The following is a 14,634-nucleotide window of genomic DNA, read 5'->3' as shown; positions in this document are numbered from 1 at the left end:
TGGGTTATTAAGTTCTTAGGTTATTTAGTTCATAAAGTCCTTAACAAAGAACTCAATAACTTACGAACCTAATAACTGCAACAATTCATGTCGATTCCCTACCGGAATCAAATCTCCTTCCTTATTGATAATCCCCTGTTTTAATAACCAGTTCTCAAACTCAGGTGCAGGCCGTAAGCCCAGCACCTTTCGTACATACAGCGCATCATGAAAAGAGGTAGACTGATAATTCAACATAATATCGTCGGCGCCGGGAATGCCCATAATATAATTACAACCGGCAACGCCCAGTAAAGTAAGCAGGTTATCCATATCATCCTGATCGGCTTCGGCATGGTTGGTATAACAAACATCCACACCCATGGGTAAGCCAAGCAGCTTACCACAAAAATGATCTTCCAGCGCCGCCCTGATGATCTGTTTACCATCGAATAAATATTCCGGACCAATAAACCCAACAACGGTATTAACCAATAAGGGCGAGAACTTCCTGGCCACTGCATAGGCCCTTGCTTCACAGGTTTGCTGGTCAACGCCTTCATGCGCATTGGCCGATAAAGAACTCCCCTGCCCCGTTTCAAAATACATGACATGGTTACCCAACGTACCCCGTTGCAACGACAATGCCGCTTCATATGCGTCCTGCAGTAAAGCCAGGTTCACTCCAAAACTCTTATTGGTCTTCTCAGTACCGCCAATAGATTGGAACACGAGGTCGAGCGGCGCTTTTTGCTGCACCAGTTGTAAGGAAGTGGTAACATGACACAACACACAGCTCTGGGTAGGGATCTTAAATTGTTGGATGACCGCATCCAGCATGTGCAACAGCGTTAGTACATGGTTGGGCGAATCGGTAGCAGGGTTTATGCCAATCACGGCATCGCCACTGCCATACAATAACCCGTCCACCATACTGGCAGCAATGCCTTTGGGATCGTCTGTGGGATGATTGGGTTGCAACCGCACAGATAACCGGCCTTTTAATCCCAGGGTATTGCGAAAGGTGGTCACCACCTCACACTTCCGGGCTACGCTGATGAGGTCCTGGTTGCGCATTAGTTTTGACACGGCCGCGACCATTTCAGGCGTCAATCCTGGCCCCAATTGTTGTAATGTGGCAGTGTCAGCCGCATCGCTCAACAACCAGTCGCGCAGTTGACCGGTGGTGAAATGAGCGACAGGTGCAAAAGCAGTTGTATTATGTGAATCCATGATGAGCCGGGTAACTTCATCCTGCTCATAAGGAATCACCGGTTCCTGTAGAAAGTTTTTCAACGGCACATCAGCCAGCGCCAGTTGCGCCGCCACCCGTTCTTTATAATCCGCAGCAGCCACACCTGCCAACGCATCGCCCGAACGAAAGGGAGTTGCTTTTGCCAGCAAATCCTTTATTGTGTCGAAGGTATATGTATGGTGCTGTATGGTATACCGGTAACTCATGTATTTATAAGTTAAAGTTATTAAGTTCATAGGTTATTGAGTTTTTAGGTTAACACCTAAGAACTTACGAACCTAATAACCTAAGAACCTGATCTTCTGAAAACCACAAACAGTATCATTAACAGAACTAATGCCCCAAAGAATATAACACTTAAAAACAGGTTATACCAAACAATAGCTATCAGACAAACAATGGCCAGGATCAAAGCAATACCGGGAAACCAGGGATACAAAGGTACTTTGAAAGGCCGTTCCAGGTGTGGTTGTTTACGGCGCAAAACAAACAGGCTGATCATGCTGATGATATACATAACCACGGCGCCCAGGGCGCTCAATGTAATAACATCGCCGGTATTGAACAGGCATAAAGCAATAATCCCCACCAAACCACCTGCTACCATGGCTGCATTCGGGGTCCGGTGCTTTGAATTCACCGTTGCCAGTATTTTGGGTAAATAACCATCGCGGGCCACAGCGTATAACTGCCGGGAATAACTGATGATAACACCATGAAACGAAGCCACCAGGCCAAACAACCCGATCCCTGCAAATACCTTCGTCCAGCCGTTTTGTTTTCCCAGCACGGCGCTGATCGCTTCGGGCAACGGATAATCGATGCGGGCAAGGGTATGCCAGTTGGTAACCCCGCCTGTAAAGAACATAACCCCGAAAGCCAGCAGCACCAGGGTTACAATACCATAAATATAACCGCGGGGAATGGTACGTTGCGGGTCCTTCACTTCTTCGGCCACCATGGCCACGCCCTCAATAGCCAGGTAAAACCAGATGGCAAAAGGCAAGGCGGCAAAAACGCCGCTCCAGCCAAACGGCATGGCATCCTGTTTAAAATTTTCCCATTTAAAACCGGGCGCCACTACGCCCATGAACAGCAGCAATTCACAAACCGCCAGGATGGTAACAATGAGCGAAAACACCACCGATTCCTTGATGCCTAAAAAGTTTATAATGGTAAACACTACAAAACTGCCAATGGCTACCGCCAGTACCGGCAGGACCGGCGCCAGAAAATGTACATAACTGCCGAGTGCAAAGGCTACTGCCGGTGGCGCCAGTAAGAATTCCACCAGGGTAGCATAGGCAGCTATCAATCCCCCCAGGGGGCCTAAGGCCTTATAGGCATAGGCAAAGGGCCCGCCGGCATGGGGTATAGCAGCCGTTAACTCGGTAAAACTGAAGATAAATGTTACATAAAAAATAGTCACCAGTACCGTGGCAATCAGAAAGCCGCCGGTTCCGGCAACATCCCAACCCAGGTTCCAGCCAAAATACTCGCCGGAGATAACCAAACCAACCGCCAGCGCCCACAGGTGCACTGGTTTCAATACTTTTTTTAACGAAGGGTTGCCATGCATGCAATTAGTTTTAATAAGATAGTAGCAGAAAGCAATTCAGGCAGCAACCATAGATATTACGTAAAATACAAACTTTTGTGATAGATTCGCTGCCTTATTCAGGGGTTATCATTCGTATTCTTTACTTCTTCAAAATATATTATTTATGAGATTGCTTCTGTACGTTTCCCTGTTCCTCGCAATTACACTAGTAAGCTTTACCAGTATGCAGCAAAAACAAAAGATCGTTTTCTTTGGCGATTCCATTACAGCGGCCGGCGTATCGCCAACCGGGTATATAACAGTGCTGGGCAACCTGATTGCACAAAAAGGCCAGAAAGATCAATATGAATTAATTGGCGCCGGTATTGGCGGTAATAAAGTATACGATCTTTATTTACGCATGGAAGATGATGTGCTGTCGAAAAACCCTACCACCGTAGTGATCTGGATAGGCGTAAATGACGTATGGCATAAGAAAGGCGGCACCGGTACCGATGCCCCTAAATTCGAACAGTTTTACAACGCCATCATCAAAAAACTGCAGGCAAAAAATATAAAAGTGGTCCTTTGCACGCCTGCCACGATCGGCGAAAAAACCGATTTCTCTAATGAGCAGGATGGCGATCTGAACAAGTATGCGAACATCGTTCGCGCTGTGGCCGTAAAAAACAACTGCCCCCTGGTTGACCTGCGCAAGACCTTCCTGGCCTATAACCTGGCCAACAACCCCGAGAACAGGGAGAAAGGCATTCTTACTGCCGACGGCGTTCACCTGAACGATAAAGGCAATTCGCTGGTGGCCGATGAAATGCTGAAAGTGCTGGTGAAATAACCATTCCCTCTTTAATTTGTTAATGTATAAGCTGCAACATGACAATCACAAAATGCGTTATGTTTGCAGCTTTACTATGAGTAAACCAAACACCATACGGGTGGCCCTGCTCGATCTGTATGAGGGCCAGGTAAATGAAGGCATGCGCTGCATCAGGGATATTCTGCAGCAATATGGTAAAACGCATAGCATCCCCCTGGCGGTCACTGAATTCAATGTGCGGCTTAAATGCGAGTTGCCTGATTTACATCACGATGTATACATTTCTTCGGGCGGTCCCGGTTCGCCGCTGGCAACCGATGCCAAATGGGAACGCCTGTATTTTGACTGGATCCACAAGATGGTGGAATACAACCAGCAGCCCCAGGGCCCTAAAAAACATGTATACTTTATCTGTCACTCTTTTCAGCTGGCTGTCCGGTATTTTAAGGTAGCCCGGGTTACTAAACGCAAATCCACCGCTTTTGGCGTTTTTCCCGTTCATATGTTAAACGGCGGCGCCCACGAGCCGGTTTTTGCCAACCTGCAGGACCCGTTTTATGCGGTTGACAGCCGCAATTTCCAGGTGGTGGAACCCGACCAGGAACAACTACAGCGCATAGGCGCTTCCATTCTTGCCATTGAAAAAGAACGCCCGCATGTGCCGCTGGAACGGGCTATTATGGGTTTACGATTCAATGAATATATGGTGGGCACCCAGTTTCACCCCGAAGCCGATGCTCCCGGGATGAGCCGTTACCTGCAACGGGAAGACAAAAAACAAATGGTCATAAAAAATCATGGGTTTGAGAAATGGCAATCCATGATTGAACAACTCAACGACCCGGATAAAATTTTATATACTTACTCTCATATACTTCCTAATTTTTTAGATATAGCGATTGAGGAAACAGCTTCAAGTCCCAAGCTGTAAGCTGCAAGCAAAATACAGCCGAAAGCACAAAGCCAAAAGCTTAAAGCCAATACACCTCACCGCGGCATCCCCGAACTAAAGAACTAACGAACTCAATAACCTAATAACTTACTAACCCAATAACTTAATCTTAGAATCCGGAAGTTCGTACCTTGTAAGATAAAACCTAATATAGCATGGTTCCCGGAGTACGAAAAGTGTTTAATGAGTCATTCACCGAACAACAATACGAAGCCTTCTTAAAAGGCCTGCAGAGTAAATATCCCGGCGCCATCGAATTCAGGCTCTCAGAAACCCCGGTATTTGTTGATAAGGAATTTGCCGCAAAAATGATCGATGCCTGTGAGCACATCATCGATGTGATCACCGATCCCCAATTCAAAAAAATGACCGATGCCGCCATTCCTCCGAACGAGTATGTTCCCAACGAAAGCGATCGCTGCGACATGCTTTGTTTTGATTTTGGCATTTGCTGGAATGAAGATAAACAACCCGAACCCCGCTTAATAGAAATGCAGGGCTTTCCTACCCTGTTTGGTTTTCAGGTATATTACCCAGATCTGTTCAGACAATACTTTCCTGTTCCGGATAATTATAGTCAATACCTGAACGGACATACCCGTGAAACTTACCTGCAGTTACTGAAAGAAGTGATCGTGGATGATGTTCCGGTAGAGAATACCATTCTGCTGGAAATAAAACCGCACCAACAAAAGACCCGCATCGACTTTTATTTAACCCAGGAATATACCGGCGTTCAACCCGTTTGTATTACCGACCTGATCCAGGAAGGAAAAGACCTGTTTTATCTGCGCGACGGGAAAAAAACAGCCGTAAAGCGGATCTACAACCGCGTTATCTTCGATGAACTGCTGGCAAAGAAAGAGGCTTTAGGCAGGTATTGCGATATTACCCAGAACCTGGATGTACAATGGGTGCCGCATCCCAACTGGTTTTACCGCATCAGCAAATACACCCTGCCTTTTCTCCACCACCCGTATGTGCCCGTCACTTACTTTTTGAACGAAATAAAACAATTGCCACCTGACCTGGAGAATTATGTACTGAAACCATTGTTCTCCTTTGCAGGACAGGGCGTATTGATTGATGTAACCCGGGAAGACATTGACAAGATAACCGATCCGCACAACTGGATCTTACAACGAAAAGTGGAATACGCTGCCATTATTAAAACGCCCGATGAACCGGCTAAAGCCGAGATCAGGATCATGTACGTTTGGAAAAAGGACTGGGACCGCCCCCAACCCGTTATAAACCTGGCGCGTTTAAGCAAAGGCAAAATGATAGGCGTGAACTTTAATAAGAACAAACAATGGGTAGGTGGCAGCACCTGCTTTATTGAACGGTAAATAAATAACTATGCAACACCTCAACGACGTTAAAGGCAAAGAGATTGTACCTGGAATATTTGGCCGGTTTGTACATGGTGAAACCATGACGCTGAGTTTTGTAGACATTCAACCGGGCGCCCGGTTACCCGAACACAGCCATCCGCACGAACAGATCACCTACCTGCTGGAAGGCGAACTGGAAATGGTGATCGGGGGTGAAAAAATGCTCCTGACACCTGGTATGGTTCATGTTATACCCGGTAATGTACCACACAGTGCTATAGCACGAACATTTGTTAAGGTGTTAGATGCTTTCTCTCCTGTAAGAGAAGATTACAAAGTTTAGAAGTTCAGAGTTCCAGGTTCAGAGTTTTTTGAACTTGGAACTCTGAACTTGGAACTCTGAACTTGGAACTCGGAACTTGGAACTTGGAACTTGGAACTCGGAACTTGGAACTCTGAACCTGGAACTAAATAACTATTCCTCCTCCTTTGCATTCTTCATCTTTCCCAACACCGCATAGGCATTTTTCGTAACCACCTGCATATTCGTTATATCGATATTCTTTGCAATAACGGCAACCCGGTCTTTTTCCCGGATACCCGTTTCTACATTTACCAGTTGAAAATTGTTTTTACCGGTGCTCTGAACGATGTATTGCTGATTGCCATACCGCACAACAGCATCTTCAGGAACCGTAAGCGAAGGAACGTTTTCCAAATGAATGGATGCATTCAGGAACATGCCTGGTAACAGGTTGCCTGGCCTGGTTTTAAAATGACAATGAATCATGCCGCTGCGGTTAATGTCAACATTCCGGGTAACCAGTATCACTTCACAATCATATTCCTTACCTGGTTCATCTACAAACGATACCTTCACCAGCTGGCCTACTTTTATCTTAGGCATATCCTTTTCAAAAACCGTGAGACCCGCATGGATATCATCGGGATTGATCAGTTCAAACAACACATCTGTAGCGTTTACAAACTTGCCAATATTTACATTCACCTTCGATACAAAACCATTGATGGGTGAATAGATAGGAACGCTGCGGGAAATATTGTTTTCATTTAACGAACCGGGATTGAGATTCACCAGCCGCAGCTTCTCCCCCAATGCTTTTACCAGTACTTTCTGAGCAGTGAAATCGGCCTGCACCTGTTGAAAGGTTTTGGCGGCGCTTACCTGTTGGTCACTCAGTTCTTTTTGCCGGTCGTACTCCTGTTGTAAAAATTGTAACCGGGCCTGCGCCATCAGGTAATCCTGTTGTAATTGCACCAGTCCCTGATCTTCAATCACCCCAATTACCTCCCCTTTATTCACATGCATACCTGGCAATAGCGTGGTATTTTTAAGATAACCGCCCATGGGAAAACTTACCGATACAATATTCTGCGGCGGTACATCCACCAGCCCATTTACCTTTAATACATCGTTCAGGTTCTGTGATTGCACAGCACCAGTTTCAATGCCGGCATTTTTTATCTGCACATCTGTTAAGGCCACCGTGTTGGCATCCACTTCTTTTTTGGTTTCCTCCGGCTTTTCGGCCGATGAACAGGAGACGCACAATAATACAGCTATATATAAAAACAGGTTCTTCATGTAGTGATCATTTTCCGGTTAAATATTCCAATTCAATTATCGTGTTGTTCAGCGCGTGGATCGCCTGCAGGTACCCCAACTCTATATTAACAGCATTGTTCATTTGCAGGGTCCATTCCACATAACTTACATCGCCTTTTTCAAAACCCAGGCGGGCATTACGGGTTATCAGCGCCGCCTGTTGTAAGCCGCCTGTTTCGTAATACTGTACCTGTTCACCATATTTTTTATACGCTTCATTCAACTGCTGCCATTGATTGGTGAAGTACTGACTGGTGGCATCTACTTCCATGCGGGTTGTTGCCTCCTGCAACTGTCCGGCTTTTATCCGCGCCTTCACTGCTTTATTAAAAATGGGTAGTGCTACGCTCAACTGGTAAATATTAAATCGGTCTCCACCGCCATAGTATTGCTGGGTAACGCCATCCTTTGTTTGGTAACCAATGATGGACTGGTTGCTGTACCCTACCGTGAACCCGGGGTTCAACCTTGCCTTCTCTATATTGGTTTGCGCGGCATTCACCTTTACCTGTTGTTGTTGTAATTGAACCGCAGGGTGGCTTACCACAGCCTGCGTATCCATTATCTGTGGATGTTCTTTTTTCAACACATGGTACTCCGGCAATAGCCAGTCTTTTGTATTGAGCAGCCATTGCAGTTGCTGTTGTTCCATGCGCAGATCGGCTTTTACCTGTTCCTGTTGCAGTTTCAATTGCTGCATCTGGGTTTCGGCATTGCTTTTCTCCAGCATGGTGCTTTCACCGGTCTTTAACCGCAGGGTAGCAGCGTCCAGGAACCGGCTGTAGATACTATCGAGCCGCATCAACAGTTTTTGCCGTTCCAGCAGGTCAACCATATTATAAAACACCGTTTTCACTGCTTTTTGCAGTTCCTGTTGTTGCAACGTCACCTGCGTACTGGCTACCTGCTCCTGCGCCCCATACAATTCTTTTTGCCGCCGGTATACCACCGGTAACTCAAACGACTGGTTAATATAAAACCGGGTATCGTTATTTAAACTGTTGATGCCGCCATATTCCCCGCCCACCTGGGTGCGTGGCAGTTCGGCAGTAGCGGTTTGTAACTGTTTCCAGTAGCCAACGCCCGACCGGGTGACCTTTAACGATAGATTATTGGTGGTGGCCTGCTGCAGCATTTGTTCCAGCAACACCGGCCGTTCGCCGGTTTGTGAAAATGCAGCGTTACATACCAACAACGCGATGATCATTCCCACCACCTGCGGCGCCGGTAGCTTTACTTGCTTCCGTTTTTCCGCCCACAAATACAGTACCGGTAATACCACCAGGGTTAAAAATGTAGCAGTGATCAGTCCGCCAATAACAACGGTGGCCAGCGGCCGTTGTACTTCAGCACCAGCTCCCTGGCTCAATGCCATTGGTAAAAAGCCCAGTGAGGCAACCGATGCGGTCATTAAAACCGGCCGCAGCCTGATGCGTGTTCCCTGCATAATAATTTGTTTTGTGTCATGTACACCTGAATGTTTTAATCGAATGAATTCCGCAATCAGCACAATACCATTTAATACCGCTACGCCAAACAGGGCAATAAATCCAATGCCTGCAGAAATACTGAAGGGCATGCCTCGCATCCACAATAATAAGATCCCTCCAATAGCTGATAAAGGAATGGCCGAGAAAATAAGCAGTCCATATTTGAGCTTGCCAAAAGCAAAGTACAACATCACAAGGATGAGCAATAAGGCTACCGGAACTGCCACCCCTAACCGCTTGCGGGCTTCGGTCAGATTTTGAAACTGGCCGCCATACACAACATAGTATCCACTTGGCAGCTTTAGCTGTTGTTTTATTTTACTATTCAGTTCTTCAACCACACTCTGCACATCGCGGCCGCGTACGTTGAACCCGGTAATGATCCTTCTTTTGGCATCTTCACGTTGTATTTGATTGGGCCCATCTTTTATTGCAACAGTAGCCACCTGGCTCAACGGTATCTGGGCGCCGGTTGGTGTGGGTATCAACAGGTTTTGTACATCCGTTACATCCTGCCGTTGCATATTTTCCAGGCGCACCACCAAATCAAAACGCCGTTCTCCTTCATATACCATTCCGGCGCTTTGTCCGGCAAATGCGGTATTCAACACCCGGTTAAGATCTTCTATATTCAATCCGTAATGCGCAATCGCACCCCTGTTATAGGTAACCAGAATTTGCGGCATCCCTGTCACTGTTTCTACATACAGGTCAGCTGCGCCTTTAACGCTGCTTATTATGGTGCCCACCTTATTGGCATACAACGCCAGGGTATCCAGGTTTTCACCAAAAATCTTGCATACCACATCCTGCCGGGCGCCACTGATCAGTTCGTTGAACCGCATTTGAACGGGGTATTGAAAACCAAATGTGGCATCCGGAATTTCCTGTAATGCCCGCTGCATTTTTTCGGCCAGCTCATCGAAGGTGTGCGCGCTGGTCCATTCCTTTTTATCTTTTAGAATAACCATCAGGTCACTAGCATCTATAGGCATGGGATCGGTAGGTATTTCACTGCTGCCGTTTTTTCCCACTACTTTTTGCACCTCAGGAAACCGGCTCTTCAATATATGGGCAGCCTGGGTTAAAGTTTTTACCGAAGCATTGATATTACTTCCCGTAAGCAACCTGGTTTCAACGGCAAAATCACCCTCCTCCAGCTTGGGAATAAATTCACCACCCAGGCGCGAGAATAAGAACAGGCTGATCACAAAAGCGGCTACACTTCCACCGATGATCAGTTTAGGAAAACGAAGCATTCTTTCCAGCAGGTTATGGTATGCCCTTTCACACCACGCCATCATGCGGTCGCTGAACGTTTTTTTGTGCAATAACTTTTTGCTGAGGAACAAAGCCGTTACCATGGGCACATAAGTAAATGATAACAGGAATGCGCCCAGTAAAGCAAACGTTACTGTTTGCGCCATGGGTTTGAACATTTTTCCTTCAATACCCTGTAAGGAATAAATGGGCAGGTAAACCACCAGGATAATGATCTGGCCAAAGATGGCGGCGTTCATCATTTTTGACGCACTGTGATGTACTTCGTCATCCATAATGTTTTGACTAAGCCTGTCTAAAGAAGTGAAATGTTTTGAATGGCTTAACCGGTGCATCACCGCTTCTACAATAATTACCGCGCCGTCTACTATTAATCCAAAGTCGATGGCGCCTAAACTCATCAGGTTGCCACTCACCCCAAATACATTCATCAATATAATGGCGAACAACATCGATAAAGGAATAACAGAAGCCACCACCAATCCTGCCCGCAGGTTCCCCAGGAACACCACCAGCACAAACACTACGATCAGGGCGCCTTCTATTAAATTCTTTTGAACCGTACCTATAGCATGGTTCACCATTTTAGTACGGTCTAAAAAGGGTTCTATCACCACACCTTCTGGCAACGTTTGCTGGATCTGTGCTACTTTTTCTTTTACCCGCTTTATTACTGCCGATGAGTTTTCGCCTTTCAGCATCATCACAATAGCCCCCGCAACTTCACCTTTGTCGTTATAGGTCATTGCTCCATACCGCGTGGCGCTTCCTGAATTTATGGAGGCCACATCCCGCATTAATACCGGTATGCCCTCGTCCATTGTTTTAACTACTATATTGCCAATATCCTGGTCGTTTGTTATCAATCCCTCGCTGCGGATAAATAATACAGTGGGGCCCTTTTCAATATAGGCGCCGCCCGTATTCTGGTTGTTTTTTTCCAGGGCAGTGAAGATGTCATCCACAGTCAGGTTGTGTGATTTCAACCGGGCTGTATTCACCGCTATTTCGTATTGTTTCAGCCTGCCGCCAAAACTACTCACCTCAGCTACACCAGGGGTACCTAACATCTGACGACGAATGATCCAATCCTGGATGGTACGTAACTCCATGGCGTCATACTTTTCTTCATAGCCTTTTTTGGCTCTTACCACATATTGGTAAATTTCGCCAAGTCCGGTAGTTACAGGCGCCAGTTCGGGCTTGCCCAGTTGGGCCGGGATCTGGCTTTGGACCTGTTGCATCCGTTCGGCAATCTGTTGCCGGGCCCAGTATACATCCACGTTATCATTAAAAACAATAGTTACCACCGACAGACCAAAACGGGAGATACTCCTGATCTCCTTAAGACCTGGAACAGTGCTGTTAACCTGCTCTATCGGAAAAGTGATCAACCGCTCAACATCGGGCGCCCCCAGTGATGGCGAGGTAGTGATCACCTGAACCTGGTTATCGGTAATGTCAGGAACTGCGTCTATGGGCAACTGAGTAACCGCATAGCTGCCCCAAACTAAAAGGGCCAAAACAAATAAACCGATTACCAGCTTATTCTTTATAGAAAAGCGAATAATTGCCTGAATCATTAAATACTTTTTATCGTGAAACGTGAAACGCACCCGGTTCGGCCAGCGATCAAAATGCCAGCAGAACGCCAGTGCATCACGCAATAAGATCACAGCGTGATTCACGCTATCGTCAAACTATTAAACCAACATTAATAAAATTGCTATGGAATTAAGCGCAACGGGGAGGCTGAAAGATGTCTGCTATGGAAAGCAGGGAGTGGCTTTCTTCATTGTGCAGAATAAACTCATTCTTTATTTCTGTAGTACGTACCGGCAATTCAATACTTGTATTGGCCGGGCACTCACAACTAAGCGCAGTAGTAACGGCGCAACAGTCGGCATGCCGGAACGGCAATTGGTTGTCGCGTTGATAATCAGCGTCTTTTACATATTGATGAATGTAATGTTCGTTTAAAAAAGCCAGCAGTGAAATGGCAGGGTCCTGTTGCCGGTGCTCAACAAAATGTTGTATCAATACCGGAATTCGCAGAAACTGGTGCATTTCTGAGAATGACAGCATATAAATACACATAAAAAATATGGCTACGGCCTTTTTCACGGGTCAAATGTACAAAACAACCCGGCAACTCCTACATGACTAATAATTTTTTAACCTGGGTTAACGCGGCCTAGTTTACAAAACTCCAGAAAATACCTACCCGTATTTGCAAACCAGGGTAAGGATACCCATTGGTAGGCATGTTATTTCTGGTAAATCCGCCGCCGTTTGCGATGTTAATGGTGTTCAGGTTCTCGGCCCGTACATACGCGTTAAAGCTTTTGATGCGGAAGTGCAGGTATGCACTTATATCCGGGCGCTCTAACCGGATGGTATTTACATTCTGGTAAAAGTATTGTCCTAGCAAGGGAGAGTATTCAGGCGCCTTATACGGCGTAAAATAACGCATTTCACCACCGAAGCTGATGCGCAGGTTTTTAAACCCAAGGGAACCGTCATAGCCAACCTGGTTACGGGTAGTAAACAGGGGCAGGTTAACCGGTCCGTCACCTACGCGTTGCTGTAAGATCACCCATGTTTTCCAGTTCCAGCTGCCGCCGAGGCGGAAGATCTTTTCGCCCGATACCTGTAACACGTTGAACAAGGTAGACGCCTGCGCCACCTGCATATAACCGGCGTAATAAGTATAGTTGGTAACCAGGAAATATTTACCGGTTAACTTCAATTTCAATTTTGGCTGCTCAAACTCTCCAAATAATAAGGAGGTGTTCTCTTTTTTCAGATTGAGGGGGGCGGCGGTTGTATCCAGGTAAAACGTACTGCCCGGAAAAAACATAAAAGATGGCTTACGATTGGTGTTTTGAAAACCAACCTGTAAATAACCGATCTGCTTGCTGATCAATCGCCGTAAACTGATATAGGCACTATAGTCGCCGGCGTTGTAACCCGCTACATAAAAATTACCATACGCCTCAATGTCCCATTTCCTGTTGCGGGTAAGGTTGCGGTATTCACCGTGTAAAAAAGTATTGAAATTGCTTCTGGAGAATACGCTGTCTTTAGTATAGATAGAATCTGTGCTCTGCCCCTGCAGGGTCTGCAACGAGGCGCCCAGTTTCAGGAATTGCTGTGCGTTCTTGGCATCGGGAAAGGTATAAAACGAAAAATCATTGGTAAGCTCCTTCCAGTATTCCTTCGCATAAAATTTCTGTACGGTTTTGTCTGAACTCGACAGCTTCAACAAATACAAGCTATCATAATAGGCGCTGTCGGCATAAGTATCCTGGTAGCGGTTATGATAAGTGCTGTATTCAATGGTATGCTCCAGCCGTAACCGCGGATAAAACAGCGGCACCACAGTGGTATCATTAATAACCAGGGAGTCTTTTTGCCCAATGTCATACTGGTTCCGCATCAGGTAAGTGGCATTGGTATACAGGCGGCCTACGGCAATATTGGAGCTGAAAAAGTTGCGGCTGCCCGGGTTATCGGGCCCCAGCTTGGTAGGGATGTTCGACCGGTCATCAAATCCGTTGGTACTGTCTAAAAACCCTACGTTTTTAATCCCGCCATTTTCACCGGATTGCAACTTGTTACCTACTATAATTATAAAATTATTCCACCGTTTGTTCTTCGACTGGTACCAGGAAGTAAAGCGGTAATTATTATGATTGGTATTCTGGTTCTGATAAAAGCCTGGTGAGTTAATAAGCCGATATTCTAAAGACATATTCCAGTTGGGCTTCAGGTTCTGCGTATGCATTAGGCGGATGAACTGTTCCGACTTGGACCCCAACAGGTAATTCAGTTCGGCATAAGGACGCGTGGTATTGTAAAAACGGGCGTCTTCTACCCTTAAATTATAATCGTCATACGTATGAAAGCCATAATCCCAGCCTGATTTCATGAGTGGTTCAAACAGCAGGCTGCGGCTGGCATTGCCTAAATTACCCAGGTTAATATGATACCAGGGTATGCCTATCTTTTTTGCAAAATCGTAGAGGGTAGAATCAAAGCCCGCCATCCGGCTTGTATCGAGGTAACGGAAGTGAATAGTGATTGAATCTTCCAAACCGGTACGGTGACCAATTGAATCACTGCCACCCGATCCCATGCTCATACCGCTAAACCTGCCCTGCGCCTGTTGAAAAACACCACTCTGTGCTTTTGCAGTAGTTACAAAGCAGGTAAGCATACAGATGGTTCCCAGAATTATATACCAGTTCCTTAACAAGTATGAGCGATTATTAAACAAGGCGACAAATTAATAATTAAAAAACCGTTACCGGTTATAAGAAAGTTAATTGTGGTGATTAC

At 46.1% G+C, this 14,634-nt stretch carries 10 protein-coding genes; 4 read left to right on the top strand and 6 right to left on the bottom strand.

Annotated elements, in window-relative coordinates:
* Positions 1-60: 60 nt before the first annotated feature.
* On the bottom strand, positions 61-1,470 hold the full coding sequence (locus tag NIAKO_RS01930) for an ethanolamine ammonia-lyase subunit EutB (protein WP_014216703.1): 1,410 nt from the start codon (positions 1,468-1,470) through the stop codon (positions 61-63).
* A 50-nt stretch (positions 1,471-1,520) separates the two neighbouring features.
* On the bottom strand, positions 1,521-2,813 hold the full coding sequence (gene eat, locus NIAKO_RS01925; RefSeq protein ID WP_014216702.1) for an ethanolamine permease: 1,293 nt from the start codon (positions 2,811-2,813) through the stop codon (positions 1,521-1,523).
* 145 nt (positions 2,814-2,958) lie between these two features.
* Between eat and NIAKO_RS01920 the strand changes: the two genes are divergently transcribed.
* From NIAKO_RS01920 to NIAKO_RS01905, 4 genes are all read left to right on the top strand, one after another.
* The gene (locus tag NIAKO_RS01920; RefSeq protein ID WP_014216701.1) at positions 2,959-3,627 is read left to right on the top strand and encodes an SGNH/GDSL hydrolase family protein; all 669 of its coding nucleotides are present in this window, start codon (positions 2,959-2,961) and stop codon (positions 3,625-3,627) included.
* 76 nt (positions 3,628-3,703) lie between these two features.
* Positions 3,704-4,540 (top strand): type 1 glutamine amidotransferase, encoded by an 837-nt coding sequence (locus tag NIAKO_RS01915; RefSeq protein WP_041347848.1) that lies wholly within the window; start codon positions 3,704-3,706, stop codon positions 4,538-4,540.
* A 176-nt stretch (positions 4,541-4,716) separates the two neighbouring features.
* Positions 4,717-5,910 carry an ATP-grasp domain-containing protein gene (locus tag NIAKO_RS01910; RefSeq protein ID WP_014216699.1) on the top strand — a complete coding sequence of 398 codons (1,194 nt, stop codon included), beginning with the start codon at positions 4,717-4,719 and terminating at the stop codon, positions 5,908-5,910.
* Between the two features lie 10 nt (positions 5,911-5,920).
* The gene (locus tag NIAKO_RS01905) at positions 5,921-6,238 is read left to right on the top strand and encodes a cupin domain-containing protein (protein ID WP_014216698.1); all 318 of its coding nucleotides are present in this window, start codon (positions 5,921-5,923) and stop codon (positions 6,236-6,238) included.
* A 132-nt stretch (positions 6,239-6,370) separates the two neighbouring features.
* Here the strand turns inward: NIAKO_RS01905 and NIAKO_RS01900 are convergent, their stop codons facing one another.
* The 4 genes from NIAKO_RS01900 to NIAKO_RS01885 form a co-directional block, all read right to left on the bottom strand.
* On the bottom strand, positions 6,371-7,501 hold the full coding sequence (locus NIAKO_RS01900) for an efflux RND transporter periplasmic adaptor subunit (protein WP_014216697.1): 1,131 nt from the start codon (positions 7,499-7,501) through the stop codon (positions 6,371-6,373).
* 7 nt (positions 7,502-7,508) lie between these two features.
* Positions 7,509-11,981 carry a CusA/CzcA family heavy metal efflux RND transporter gene (locus NIAKO_RS01895; RefSeq protein ID WP_242675467.1) on the bottom strand — a complete coding sequence of 1,491 codons (4,473 nt, stop codon included), beginning with the start codon at positions 11,979-11,981 and terminating at the stop codon, positions 7,509-7,511.
* A 46-nt stretch (positions 11,982-12,027) separates the two neighbouring features.
* Positions 12,028-12,378 carry a hypothetical protein gene (locus NIAKO_RS36300; protein ID WP_014216695.1) on the bottom strand — a complete coding sequence of 117 codons (351 nt, stop codon included), beginning with the start codon at positions 12,376-12,378 and terminating at the stop codon, positions 12,028-12,030.
* Between the two features lie 109 nt (positions 12,379-12,487).
* Positions 12,488-14,512: a putative porin gene (locus NIAKO_RS01885; protein WP_133055297.1), complete on the bottom strand. Its 2,025-nt coding sequence runs from the start codon at positions 14,510-14,512 to the stop codon at positions 12,488-12,490.
* Between the last annotated feature and the right edge of the window lie 122 nt (positions 14,513-14,634).

This window comes from Niastella koreensis GR20-10, from assembly GCF_000246855.1.
Lineage (GTDB): Bacteria > Bacteroidota > Bacteroidia > Chitinophagales > Chitinophagaceae > Niastella > Niastella koreensis.
Note: the sequence above shows the minus strand (reverse complement) of the source record. Positions and strands in the feature narration are given on the sequence as shown.